General features: G+C 66.2%; 8 protein-coding genes and 1 pseudogene. 2 read left to right on the forward strand and 7 right to left on the reverse strand.

Translation table 11 applies throughout. The features are described 5' to 3' along the window. Window positions 1-20: 20 nt before the first annotated feature. From KH616_RS12265 to dnaE, 6 genes are all read right to left on the reverse strand, one after another. On the reverse strand, window positions 21-1,259 hold the full coding sequence (locus KH616_RS12265) for a glycosyltransferase family 9 protein (protein ID WP_292244792.1): 1,239 nt from the start codon (window positions 1,257-1,259) through the stop codon (window positions 21-23). 37 nt (window positions 1,260-1,296) lie between these two features. After that, entirely contained in the window at window positions 1,297-2,538 is a 1,242-nt protein-coding gene (locus tag KH616_RS12270) for a glycosyltransferase (RefSeq protein WP_292244794.1), read from the reverse strand. A gap of 182 nt (window positions 2,539-2,720) precedes the next feature. Further along, the gene (gene msbA, locus KH616_RS12275) at window positions 2,721-4,472 is read right to left on the reverse strand and encodes a lipid A export permease/ATP-binding protein MsbA (RefSeq protein ID WP_292244795.1); all 1,752 of its coding nucleotides are present in this window, start codon (window positions 4,470-4,472) and stop codon (window positions 2,721-2,723) included. A gap of 297 nt (window positions 4,473-4,769) precedes the next feature. Beyond that, a complete protein-coding gene (locus tag KH616_RS12280) occupies window positions 4,770-6,149 on the reverse strand; it encodes an O-antigen ligase family protein (protein WP_292244797.1) in 1,380 nt (459 codons plus the stop codon). A gap of 175 nt (window positions 6,150-6,324) precedes the next feature. Then, window positions 6,325-7,416, reverse strand: coding sequence for a glycosyltransferase family 4 protein (locus tag KH616_RS12285; RefSeq protein WP_292244799.1), 1,092 nt, complete (start codon window positions 7,414-7,416; stop codon window positions 6,325-6,327). A 32-nt stretch (window positions 7,417-7,448) separates the two neighbouring features. Beyond that, window positions 7,449-10,973, reverse strand: coding sequence for a DNA polymerase III subunit alpha (dnaE, locus tag KH616_RS12290; RefSeq protein ID WP_292244801.1), 3,525 nt, complete (start codon window positions 10,971-10,973; stop codon window positions 7,449-7,451). Window positions 10,974-11,206: 233 nt separating this feature from the next. On the opposite strand from dnaE, the gene KH616_RS12295 reads away from it, so the two are divergent. Further along, window positions 11,207-12,064, forward strand: coding sequence for a sulfurtransferase (locus KH616_RS12295; protein ID WP_292244803.1), 858 nt, complete (start codon window positions 11,207-11,209; stop codon window positions 12,062-12,064). A 22-nt stretch (window positions 12,065-12,086) separates the two neighbouring features. Beyond that, window positions 12,087-12,980, forward strand: coding sequence for a tRNA glutamyl-Q(34) synthetase GluQRS (gene gluQRS / locus KH616_RS12300; RefSeq protein WP_292244805.1), 894 nt, complete (start codon window positions 12,087-12,089; stop codon window positions 12,978-12,980). Window positions 12,981-13,220: 240 nt separating this feature from the next. On the opposite strand, the pseudogene KH616_RS12305 reads toward gluQRS, so the two are convergent. After that, window positions 13,221-13,689 (reverse strand): annotated as a pseudogene (locus tag KH616_RS12305) (helicase-related protein); the annotation flags it as partial.

Here is a 13,689-nt window from a genome sequence, read left to right on the forward strand (position 1 = left end):
GACACCCCCGCGGCAGACCGCTAACGCGCCCGCCCCAGTCCGGACGGCGTATCCGCGCGCGACAGCGCCGACACGTCGACCACCGCGCAATGCGGCGTCTCGACAGCCGGCCGGCCCTCGACGAGCGCTGCCGCGACGTCGATCACGCGCTGCGTGGGCAGGCTCGTCAGACAGCGGCTCCAGCTTTCCAGATTGCGATCGCAGCCTTCGAGCCTGCACGGCACGCAGTCGCCCTCGCCCTGCATCAGGTAGACGTTCCCGCGCTGCCCTGAGCCACGCAACGGCCACGGTTCGCTGTGTGCCGGCCAGCCGGCCGGCCACGGCCCCCAGCGCACCGGATTCGACGGCCCGAACAACGCGAGCGTCGGCGTCCCGCACGCGGCGGCGACATGGGTCGCGCCGGTGTCCGGCCCCACGAACAGCCGCGCGCGGCGAATCAGCTCCGCGGTCTCGCCGAACGTCATGCGGCCGACGAAGTTCGCGACGGGCTCACCGGCCGCCGCGACGATCCCGCGCGCGTACTCCACTTCGGCCGGGGCAGGGCCGCCGCTCAACGCAACGTCGAAGCCGCGCGCGCGCGCCCAACGGATCAGTTCGACCCAACCGCCCTCGTTCCATTGCTTGTAGCGGAACATCGGAAACGGGTGCAGCACGATATGCGGACGCGTTCGCGACAATGCGGACGATCCATACAACATCGCCTCGAATCGCGCAATCCGCTCCGGATCCGAACCGATGCCGGGTGGAACCACTTCCGCGCAGGGCGTCACGCCGAGCGCGTCGGCAATCGCGAGACTGCTTGTGACCGTATGGACGTCGCCGTGCCGGTCGAGCGCGATGCCGTCGAGCATGAAACGCGTCAGCCGCGTGACCCGCGCCGGGTCGACGAGCCCGACGCGCCGGCGTCCGCCGAACCACGTATAGAAACGGGCGCGATCCGAACTGATCGCCGCGCAGGCGAGATCGTACTGGCGCCAGATGCGGGCCGCGTCCGCGAACCGCTCGCGGGGCTTCGCGCGCTGCGCGACGACGATCACGCGACGGATATCGGGATTGTTTTCAAGCACGCCCTCGGTGCCCCGGAACACGATCATGTCGATCTGTGCATCGGGCCACTGTCGCTTGAGCGAGCGCACCAGCGGCGTCGTCAGCAGCACGTCCCCCAGCCGGCGGGTACAGGCGACAAGGATGCTGCGCGGGGGCGTAGCGAATGAAACGGAAGCGGTCACGGCAGGAAAAGGCTGGAATCGGCTTGTCATTCTAGCGAAATCGCGATGCGCGGGCGATGCGGCGGGCTCAGCGCGGCGCCGCGAGCAGGCCGCCCGCCAGCGCCGCGATCCGACGGTTCGCGGCCGGTACGTCGAATCCAGCGATCTTGTCCGACGCGCGCCGTATCAGCCTCGCACGCAGCGTCGTGTCGGTCGACACGCGTTCGAGCACATCCGACATCGCGTCGACGTCCCCGAGCGGCACCAGCAATCCGGCGTCGCCGTCTTCGAGCAAATCGCGCGGCCCGGTCGGGCAGTCGGTCGAAATGACGGGCGTACCAAGCGCCATCGCCTCACCGAGCACCATCCCGAACCCTTCGTAGCGACTGCTCAGCACAAGCGCTTCGGCGGCGCGGATATATGGAAAAGGATTCGCGCAGTAACCGAGAAAATGCACGGTACCGCGAATGCCCAGTTCGGTCGCGAGTTGTTCGAGCGCCGCGCGATCCGGGCCGTCGCCGAGCAAGACGAGATCGGCGGCATCCGGCCGGCGCGCGCGCCATTTTGCGTAGGCGCGCAGCAGCGTGCGGTGATCCTTCTGCCCTTCGTCGAGCCGTGCAACCGAAACGACGAAGCGTGCGGCCGGACGCTCGAACGCCGCGTCCGCGCGCTGGCGGATCGCCGCGACGTCGATCACGTTCGGCAGATCGACGATCCGCACGCCGGAACCGGCGAACATCTTCTCGGCCTCGCGGCGCATTGCGGGCGTCAGTGTCGCGATCGCCGCATAGCGCGCGTACTGGCGCGTGCGGCGCGCCATGTAGGCCTCGTCCTTGTGCCCGAAGCGCGCGACGAAGCTGTAGTGACTGACACCGAGCCACGGCGCCGCGCCGCGTCCGGCGATGCGGCGCAGCGAGAAATCGAAATCGCAGACGAGATCGTGGCCGGCGGCAAGTTGCAGGAAGCGCCTGGCGACGAGCGGCCGGATTGCGACATGCGTCGAGAGCTTGTGCAGCAGCTTCTCGCCGAAGCGCAGCCGGCGTCGGCGCTCGCGCTGGTGCAGCGCATGCGACCAGCGCGCCGACGCGAGCACATGAACCGGCACGTCGGCGGGAATCGCACCCGACTGCCGCAATGCGTCCAGGTCGGCGGTCGGGAACGCAACGGACAACGCAGGCGCGAACACCCGTCGATCGAGTGCGTTCAGCCATGCAATCAGCGCGGTTTCGGTGCCGCCGCGACCGAAGTCGTCGATATGGAACAGGACGCGCAGTGGGGTGTCGTTCATGGAGTGCGCGGCCGCGTCGGCGCGCGTCAGGACGTCGTTCATGTCAGTTCGCCTTCAATTGTGCGCGGGGCGCCCCGGCGCGACACATCGTCGATGCGGCTTCTTGCCATGATGTGTGTCCTCTGTGCTGTCTGCCGCGTCGAATGACACGGTCGCGGCCCGCGCAGCGACGGCGAGCGCGCTCGCAATGGCATAAAGGCGCGCGGCGGCCCGCCGCGCGCCGGTCAAGCCGCCTGTTGCTGATACTGGATGCGATGGAGATGCGCGTACAGGCCGCCCCGCTGGAGCAGCGCATCGTGACTGCCCTCTTCCGCGATCTTGCCGCCCTCGAGTACGAGGATGCGGTCGGCCCGCTCGATCGTCGACAGCCGGTGTGCGATCACGAGCGTCGTGCGGCCTTCCATCAGGCGCTCGAGCGCGGCTTGCACGTGGCGCTCCGATTCGGAATCGAGCGCGGAGGTCGCTTCGTCGAGGATCAGGATCGGCGCGTCCTTGTAGATCGCACGCGCGATCGCGAGCCGCTGCCGCTGGCCGCCGGACAACCGCATCCCGTTACCGCCCACGATCGTGTCGAGACCGTCCGGCATCGCAGCCACGGCGTCGGCGAGATTCGCCGCTTCGAGCGCCGCCTGCACGCGCGCGCGGTCGGGCGTCTGGCCGTATGCGACGTTCGCCGCGATCGTATCGTTGAACAGCACGACGTCCTGGCTGACCATCGCCATCTGGCTGCGCAGCGCATGCACGTCGTAGTCCGAAATCGGCACGCCGTCGAGCAGGATCGCGCCGCCGGTCGGGTCGAAGAAGCGCGGCAGCAGGTTCACGAGCGTCGTCTTGCCGCTGCCGGACGGCCCGGCAAGCGCCACCATCTCGCCCGGCGCGACCTTGAACGCAATGCGGTCGAGCGTCGGGCGCTCGGCCGCACCGTAGTCGAACGACACGTCGCGAAACTCGATCTCGCCGCGTGCATGCGGCAACGGACGACCGCCACCCTGCGGCTCGGCCGGTTCGTCGATCAGGCCGAAGATCAGCTCCGCGGCGGTCATCCCGCGCTGCAGCGGCTGATTGACGTCGATCAGGTGCTTGAGCGGCGAGATCACCAGCAGCATCGACGTCACGAATGCCACAAAGCCGCCGACCGTCGTCTGGTCGCTCGACGACTGAACCACGGCAATCGTGATCACGACCGCGAGCGCGATCGACGCGAGGAACTGCGTGAGCGGCTGCGCGAGCCCGCCGGACACGGTCATGCGCATCGCATAGCCGCGCAGGCGCCGGCTCATTTCGGTGAAGCGATCGATCTCGTACGGTTCGCCGTTGTGGACCTTGACGACCTTGTAGCCCGCCACGGTTTCCTCGACGACATACGACAGTTCGTTCGTCAACGTCTGATGATCTCGATTCAGACGCCGCAGCCGGCGGTTGATCTTGCTGACGAGCCAGCCGATGCCCGGCAGGATGACGGCGACGATCAACGTGAGGCGCCAGTTCAGATAGAACAGGTAGCCGAGCAGGAAGATCACCGTCAGCGAATCGCGCACCAGCGTGACCATGACGCCCATCAGCACGTTCAGCACCTGGTTGACCTCGAACACGATCGCATTGATGACCGTGCTCGCCGTCTCCCGCTGGAAGAACGATGCGCTCGTGTGAATCATCCGTTCGAACATGCGCAGGCGCAGATCGAGCAGGATTCGATTCGACACGTAGCTCAGCAGATAGCCGGACGAATACTGGGCGAGACCGCGCACGAGCGCGAGCCCGATGACGGCGGCCGGCACGAACCATTTCGCCTTGTCGTTGCCGTGGGTGCCGAAGCCGTGATCGAGGAGCGGCTTGAGCAGCGCCGGAATGCCGGCCTCGGTGGCAGCAACGACGCCCATCGTGGCGATCGCAAGCAAAATGATCCCCAACAAGGGCCGGATGTGCGGCCAGAGACGTTTGAGCAGCGTGACGGGAGAGGTACCCGAGACGCTCATGGGTTTGCTCAGGGTGTTCGGACTATCCAAAGACGATCCTTATGGTGCCGCAAACGGCCGTGGGACAGAGGATTCAGGACACCGCCGACCGGCGGTCCGAAAAAGGCCCGATATTATATCCGCATTGGCCGCACGGCCCGCGCGCGGCATGGCCGCCACGCCGTCTGCGGCTCAGGACAGTCTCTCCCGCACCGCGTGATCCGGACGACGCGCGGGCCGCCTCGATTTCACTCCGACCCGAATGGTCGCCGGGACAACCATACGTAGCGACCGGCCCGGCCACGTCGCGACTCACGGTCAATGCGGGTTCCGGCGTGCCGACAACGGCGATGCGCGATGTCCAGCCCCGCGGCCGCCCGGTATGCCGGCATGCTCGAGACGGGAGGTCGACGCATTGTCGGCACAAACACCGCCGGCCCCCAAGCCCTCGGCGGAGGCAAGCTCCCGCTTGCGCGCCTCGATCCATGCAAGCAGTGTCGCCACCGTGAGCGCAAAAAACGCCGCATTCATCACCAGCGTCAGCACATCGATCGTCAATCCAAAGATGATCGTGCCGCCCACCATCGCCAGCCCCAGATACGACGCAGTTGCGATTTCCGGATCCGTACTGGCACGATTCCGCCAGAATGGCATGAAGGTACTCGCGTACAAGAACAACAATGCCGCAATGCCCGCGCTGCCCATTTCGGCCAGCACGGAGAAGAACTCGCTGTGGGCACGGCCGTTCACGATGATCGCGGGCACCTCGCCGCGCTGCGCCTTGGCGCGCAGTTCCCGCTCGAGGCTGCCGCGCCCGACGCCGAGCACAGGATGCTCCTTGTACAGTTGCGTGTCCGCGCGCCACAGGCTGAAGCGGATTCCCGTCGACGTATCGACATTGCCCTGCTTCATTGCCGCGATGTCGGTTCCGAAGGCGCTGACCCGCTCACGCACCACGCTCGTACCGGCAAGTGCGCCGATACACACCAGCACCGCGACGCCAAGCGCGACACGCGCTTTTACGCTTGCCAGCCAGTGTCGGCCGCCGGCCGCGGCCCATATGAGAAACGGCAAGGCGATCCACCCGCCCCGCGCCCCGGACAAATAGGACGCGTAGCATCCGGCAAGCAATGCCGCGGTCTTGATGAGGATCTCAAACAGCGTCGCATCCCTGCCGCGCCTGATCGACGCGATCGAGAGAAAACCCAGGATCAACGCGGTATCGCCGAACGGGATGGGATTCGTAAACGTGTTGCCCACGCGGTCGATCCCGTACGCGATGCCCGGATGAGTCAACTGATAGATCACCCACGCGCCGGTTCCCAGGCCGCCAATCGCGAACCCCCACTGAACCTGCCTGAGTTGCCGCGAAGGCAGCGATGCGAGATAGAAAAAGCCAGGGATGACGAGCGCCAGGCGCAACAGCGGATCGAGGGCTGGAAACGTGCCGTCTCGCAACACGAGGATCTGGAACAGCACGATGCACGGCAGCGCGAGCAACGCGAACACCAGGGAACGGTACTTCCGATACAACTCGGCCGCATTGCGCCGGTTCTCCGCGTTGCCCAGATAGACGAGGGACAACGCAAACACCACGAAATAGCAGTATCCGGCGCCGCCTTTCAACGAGAGTATCAATGCGGGCGACAGAATGACGGCCGCTGTCGCGACGAGACCTAACAATCGGGTGGTGCGCATCAAACTATTGCGGGTTGCCTAAAAATTGTTCAATTATAGCGAAACGCATCGCCCGAATTAGCCGCTTCGGGGTCAAAACGGCCCGAACAGCAACGGCCGGCGTCGCGCAAGATCCTCGGCGAGTTCGGGGGCGCCTGGCGGATGGCCATCGCGCCCGCCCGTCACCCATCGCGCGTCACGTTCCCACGCGCTCTCGGCCACGCGGGCAGATGGGCTTGGCCAACGCCATCAGCGCATCGACATGAGCCGCAACACCCGTATCGTAGGCGACCGCCCCTCGAGCGATCTCGCCCGGCGTGCGCCGCGCCGCGCCGAGCGTCGTTCGTACCGCGCGGCGCAGCGTCGCACGAAGCGCGTCCACGTCGCCCAGCGCAAACAGGAATTTCGCGTGATCCGCAATCGCGTCGCAGCAGCCGATGTTGGACGAGAAGATGACGGGCGTGCCACACATCACGGATTCGATGCCCACCAGCCCGAACGGCTCGTACTTCGACGCAAGGATGGTGAAATCCGCCGCGCGATATCCGGCCTCGATGTCCTTCACATATCCCATGTAGCGCACATGCCGGCTCGTCGACTCGGGCGGACGCCCCGCCACGGCCACGACAACGGGCAGATCGAGATCGCGCAACGCCGCCTCGATCAGCGGCAGCCCCTTCCGTTCATGGCTACCCGACGGAAACAACAGCACGATTTCGTCGTCGGCAAACCCGAAACGCTTGCGCAGCGCGATGCGTGCCGTGTCGTCACATGGCGCGAATCGCGCGCTGTCGACGGGCGGAAACAATACGCGGATCTTCGCGTCGCTGATCCCGTAGAGCGTGCGCAATTCGTCGCGCATCTGCAGTGAATGCGCAACCACGACGCTCGCCTGCTCGTACTGCCGCGTCTCGAGTGCGATCTGCATGCGATCCGACCAAGTCGGCACGCGGCCGATCGCGTTCAGGAAACCACGATGCGTCCCGCCGCAAATCGCGATCTCGGACGAATCGACCCGATTGCAACCGATCAGGACGTCGACGCCCGCGACGCGGCGCTGCTCGCGAAGCCGCCAGGAAAACCATGTGTCCCGCAGCTTGCCGGGCAGGAACGACACGTTGATCCGATGTGCATCGACAAGCTGGCGCTCCGGCAGCGACTCGTCGAAGCGCCGCGCGAAGAACGCAGGCTTGACCTCGTGCGCGGCGAGGCCCCGCACCAGATCCATCGCGTAGCGCTCGAGCCCGCCGCCATGTTTGAGCGCATTGGCCGAGATCCCTATCTTCATTTCGTCGTGGAAGCTGCCCAGAAAAATGTGCTTCAGTAAAGCAAATCGACGGCATCGGCACCGAATGCCTGACGCAATGCACCGACCAGCTCGTCGCTCGGCTTGACCCGCCATGCCTCGCCAAGGTGGAGCTCGCCCTGCGCGACCGCATTGCGATAGGCGATCCGTACCGGCAGGCCGTTCGGTATCGCGGGCTGTGCACGCCGCCCGCCGTCGCGGCCGCTGCGTGGCGCCGGCGCTTCGACGGCAGGCGCCTCATCGGCCTTCGCGACGTACGCTTCGAGCACGCGGCGCAGCGCCGCCGAGTCCGCGTTGCCGTTCATTGTCAGCCACACCGCCTGCGCATAGCGGCTGCGCGCACGTTCGAGATTCATGACCGTGTCGGCGGTAAAACGGATGCCGCCCGTGAACGCGTCGTTGCGTGCCTGCCCCTGCACGATCAGCAGTTCGTCTTCCTTGAACAGCGCCTTGTTCGCTTCGAACTGCTCGTTGAAGATCGTGATCTCGCACTGGCCCGTACCATCGTCGAGCAATGCGATCAGCATCTTGCCGCGCTGGGTCATCTGCGTGCGCATCGATGCGATCACGCCCGCGACAAGCTTGTCGCGACCTTCCTTCAGTTCGCCGACCTTCTGCCGCGCGAAACGGCGCACCTCGTCGCGATATGCGTCGAACAGGTGACCCGACAGATAGAAGCCAAGCGCACCCTTTTCCTCCTGCAGGCGACGCTTGTCGTCCCATGCCGGCTCGTCGACGAGCGCGTGAGCATGCGGCGACTCGGCACCCATGTCGAACAGGCCCGCCTGCATCGCGTTCGCGGCGGCCTGCTCGGCCGCCTCCATGGCGAGCGGCACCGACGCGATCAGCTGCGCACGGTTCGCGTTCAGCGAATCGAATGCGCCCGCCCGGATCAGCGCCTCGACCGTGCGGCGGTTCACGACACGGCGGTCGATTCGCTCGCAGAAGTCGAACAGGTCCGTAAACGGCTTTTCCTCACGCGCGCGCAGGATTTCCTCGATCGCATTCTGGCCGCTGCCCTTCACCGCGCCAAGACCATAGCGGATCGTGCGCGAGCGCTTGCCGTCCGCTTCGGCAACCGGCTCGAAGCGGTAGTGCGAATGGTTGATGTCCGGCGGCAGCACGGCGAGGTTGTTCGCGACGCAGTCGTCGAACAGGATCTTCACCTTGTCGGTGTCGTCCATCGCCAACGTCATGTTGGCCGCCATGAATTCGGCCGGATGGTGCGCCTTCAGCCACGCGGTGTAGTACGCGAGCAGCGCGTAGGCCGCCGCGTGCGACTTGTTGAAGCCGTAGCCCGCGAACTTCTCCATCAGGTCGAAGATCTCGTCGGCCTTCTCGGACGACAGGCCGTTCTTCGCCGCGCCCGCGCGGAACAGCTCGCGGTGCTCGGCCATTTCCTCGGCCTTCTTCTTGCCCATCGCGCGACGCAGCAAGTCCGCGCCGACGAGCGAGTAGCCGCCGATGATCTGCGCCATCTGCATCACCTGCTCCTGATAGACCATGATGCCGTAGGTCTCTTTCAGGACGGGCTCGACGCGCGGATCCGGATATTCGACCTTCTCGCGGCCGTGCTTACGCGCGCAGAAGCTCGGAATCAGATCCATCGGACCCGGACGATACAGCGAAACGAGCGCGATGATGTCCTCGAAGCGGTCCGGCTGCGCGTCCTTCAGCATGCCCTGCATGCCGCGGCTTTCCAGCTGGAACACCGCGACCGTGTTCGCCTTCTTGAGGATCTGGAACGACGAGGGGTCGTCGAGCGGCACCTGGGCAAGCGACCAGTCGGCCTTGGACGGATCGAGACGGCGAATGTAGCGCTCCGCCCAGTCGAGGATCGTCAGCGTGGTCAGGCCCAGAAAGTCGAACTTCACGAGGCCGACCGCTTCGACGTCGTCCTTGTCGTACTGGCTGACGACACCGCCATCGTCGCCCTGCATGTAGAGCGGACAGAAGTCGGTCAGCTTGCCGGGCGCGATCAGCACGCCGCCCGCGTGCATCCCGACGTTACGCGTCAGGCCCTCGACGCGCTGCGCGAGATCGAGCAGCTGGTGGACTTCGTCCTCGTTGTCGTAGCGCTCCTGCAGGAGCGGCTCCTCCTTCATCGCGTCGGCAATCGTCACATGCTTGCCCGGCTTGAACGGGATCAGCTTGGCGATGCCGTCGGTGAACATGTAGCCGAGGTCGAGCACGCGGCCGATATCGCGCACCGCTGCCTTCGCGGCCATCGTACCGAACGTTGCGATCTGCGATACCGCGTCCGCGCCGTACTTCTCCTTCACGTACTGGATCACGCGATCGCGGCCGTGCTGGCAGAAGTCGATATCGAAGTCGGGCATCGATACCCGCTCCGGATTCAGGAACCGCTCGAACAGCAGGTTGTAACGGAGCGGGTCGAGGTCGGTAATGCCGAGCGCGTACGCGACGAGCGAGCCTGCGCCCGAGCCCCGGCCCGGCCCGACTGGCACACCGTTGTTCTTCGCCCAGTTGATGAAGTCCGCAACGATCAGGAAGTAGCCCGGAAAGCCCATCTTCGTGATGGTCCCGCACTCGAATTCGAGACGCTTGTAATAGGTATCGCGCTGCGCGTCACGTTCCGCGGCGTCCGGATACAGCTGCGCGAGGCGCTTTTCGAGGCCTTCCTTCGACAGCTGGATCAGGTAGTCGTCGAGCGACATGCCGTCCGGCGTCGGGAACAGCGGCAGCTTCGGCTTGCCCAGTTCGAGCTTCAGGTTGCAGCGTTTCGCGATCTCGATCGTGTTCGCGACCGCCGAAGGCAGGTCGTGGAACAGCGCGACCATGTCGTCCTGCGAGCGGAAGAACTGGTCGATCGTGAAACGTTTCTGGCGCCGGGGATTCGCGAGGATGTCGCCCTCCGAGATGCACACACGCGCCTCGTGCGCGGTGAAATCGTCGTCGGTCATGTACTGCAGCGGATGCGTCGCGACCACCGGCAGCTCCAGCGACGCGGCGAGCGTCGCCGCCTGCTGGATGTAGGCCTCCGCGCCCGGCTGACCGTAGCGCTGCACCTCGATGTAGAAGCCGCCCGGGAAGCACTGCGCCCAGCGCCGCGCGTGACGGCGCGCGGCCTCTTCGTTGCCGGCCGCGAGCGCGAGGCCGATATCGCCATGCTGCGCGCCCGACAGTGCGAGCAGCCCTTCGGCGAGTTCGGTTTCGAGCCACTGCGCGTCGAGCTCCGCGCGGCCGCGGTACTGGTTCGTGAGCCACGCCTTCGTGAGCAGCTCGCAGAGATTCAGGTAGCCGCGCTTGTCCTTCACAAGCAGCAGCAGGCGCGACGGCTTGTCGCGATCGTCCGGATTGGTGATCCAGACGTCGCACCCTGCGATCGGCTTGATGCCCTTGCCGCGGGCTTCCTTGTAGAAACGGACGAGGCCGAACGCGTTGCCGAGATCGGTGAGGGCGAGCGCGCCCTGACCGTCCGCGGCCGCGGCCTTGACGATATCGTCGAGACGCACGATGCCGTCGGCAATCGAGAATTCGGAGTGGACGCGAAGATGGACGAAACGGGGATCTGACATGGGCGCTATTGTAGCCGCCCCGCCATGCCGGCTGCCCAAAAAATCCCCGCGTCGGCCGTTCGGCCGATGCCCGCGGCCGCGCGTCGCGCCGCTGACCGAACGGCCGAGTGCCGGCCCGTGCGCAGTTTGCGGGATAATACGGGTTTTCGAATCTGCCGCCCCGGATCCGCACCCTTATTTCGTGCAACCGTGTGCCCGCCGCACGGCCGTGGCCGTCCTATCGTCAGACCATCATGAGTATCGTCAATCTCGCCGCCTACAAGTTCGTGTCGCTCGACACCAACGAGCAATGGCGCCCGCTCGTCACCGCCCGCTGCAACGAACTCGGCCTGCGCGGCACGATCCTGCTTGCCCCCGAAGGCATCAACCTGTTCATCGCGGGCACGCGCGACGCAACCGACGCGTTAATCGATTACCTGCGCCGCGATCCGCTGTTCGAAGGCAAGTTCGCGGATCTGCAGTTCAAGGAAAGCCTGTCCGACTCGCAGCCGTTCCGCCGCATGCTGGTGCGCCTGAAGCGCGAGATCATCACGATGAAGAAGCCGACGATCAAGCCGGAGCTCGGACGCGCGCCGTTCGTCGATGCGCGCACGCTGAAGGCGTGGCTCGATCGCGGGCACGACGATGCCGGGCGGCCGGTCGTGATGCTCGATACGCGCAACGCGTTCGAAGTCGACGTCGGCACGTTCGACAACGCGCTCGATTACCGGATCGACAAGTTCAGCGAATTCCCCGAAGTCATCGAGGCGAATCGCGCGGACCTGGAAGGCAAGACGGTCGTGTCGTTCTGCACGGGCGGGATCCGCTGCGAGAAGGCCGCGATCCACATGAAGGACGTCGGCATCGACAACGTCTATCAGCTCGAAGGCGGCATCCTCAAGTATTTCGAGGAAGTGGGCGGCGCGCATTATCACGGCGACTGCTTCGTGTTCGACTATCGCACCGCGCTGAATCCGAATCTGGAGCCGACCGAAAACGTCACCTGCTTCGCGTGCCGCGCGGTCGTGACGCCCGACGCGCAGCAGTCGCCGAGCTACGTGCCCGGCAAGTCGTGCCCGGCCTGCGCCAACGCCAACGCCAACGCAGCGTGAACGTCGCGCGCGGCGACGACAGATGAGTCGATATCGCGGTCGCTTTGCGCCCTCGCCCACCGGTCCGCTGCACTTCGGCTCGCTGGTCGGCGCCCTCGCGAGCTGGCTCGATGCCCGCGCGCACGACGGCGCATGGCTCGTGCGCATCGAGGACATCGACGGGCCGCGCACCGTGCCCGGTGCGGCCGAGCGCATTCTCGACACCCTCGCGCATTTCGGCATGACGCCCGACGAACCGCCGGTCTGGCAAAGCCGGCGCGACGCTCAGTATGCGGCGGCGCTCGACCGGCTGATCGCGGCCGGACGCGTCTATCCGTGCGGCTGCACGCGCAGGGAAATCGCCGATTCGCTGCGCGCCGCGCATGAACGTCACACGACGCTCGCGTATCCCGGCACCTGCCGCGCCGGCCTGCATGGCAAACCGGCGCGGGCATGGCGGCTTCAGGTGCCGGACGGCGACGCCGCGATCGTCTCGTTCGAGGATCGCTGGCAGCACAGGCAATCGCAGAATCTCGCGACCGAGGTTGGCGATTTCGTCCTCAGGCGCGCCGACGGACTGTGGGCGTATCAGCTCGCGGTCGTTGTCGACGATGCCGATGCGGCGATCACGCACGTCGTGCGCGGCGCCGACCTGCTCGACTCCACCGCGCGGCAGATCTATCTGCAACGCTGCCTGGACGTACCGACGCCGTCGTATCTGCATGTCCCGGTCGTCGTCGACGCACACGGCGAGAAACTCAGCAAGCAGACCGGCGCCACCGCACTCGAGCGCGACGACCCGCTTCCCGCATTGCGGGCTGCAGCCGCGCATCTCGGCCTCGCACTCGATGGCGACAGCCAGAGCGCGACGCTCGATCGGTTCTACTCCGCGGCGACGGCCGCATGGGCGCGGCGCTTCGGGCCGCAGACAAGCTGAGGCGTCCAGCGGCCAACGCGCGCCGCGAACCGCTCGAACCTCACTTGCAAGCCGGTTGAAGCCGCTTGCGTCTCCGCATTTCGCGGCATCCCGGTTCCGCCGCCCCGCATCCGATGCCGGGGCAATCACGTCCCGCTATTTCATCGCAGCGCCGCGCGCTTCCCGCCCCGGCAAAGCAAAACGGGCGCATGCTCGTCGCATGCGCCCGCCTCGTCACCTTCGCACGTAACCGTCAACCGTTCATGCAGAAGGCTTGCGCGGCATGCCGAACCCGCCGAGCAGTGCGGCAACTTGCCGCTTCGGCCCCTTCTTCTCCGGCTGCACGGTTTTCGTTTCCTCCGGGCGTCGCACCGGTGCCGACGGTTCGTACGGCTTCAGGAAGAAATCGTCGATCGCCGGCTCGTGGCGGCGATGGTGATGCACGCGCTCACCGCCCGCCGTGCGGCGGGCCGGCGCACCGCGATGCTCGTCGCGCTCGCGGCGGCCGCCGCGATCATCGTGGCGGGTGCGCGACGGCTTGTCGATCGACAGCGTCTGCATGTCGAGCGGGCGCTTGATCAGCTTCTAGATATCGGCGAGCTGCTTGCGCTCGTTCGGGCTGCAGAGCGACAGCGCGTCGCCGGTCGCGCCCGCACGTCCGGTACGGCCGATCCGGTGCACGTAATCCTCGGCGTTGAACGGCAGGTCGAAGTTGATCACCGCCGGCAGC

Origin of the sequence: Burkholderia sp., from assembly GCF_018375725.1 — a bacterium.
Lineage (GTDB): Bacteria > Pseudomonadota > Gammaproteobacteria > Burkholderiales > Burkholderiaceae > Burkholderia.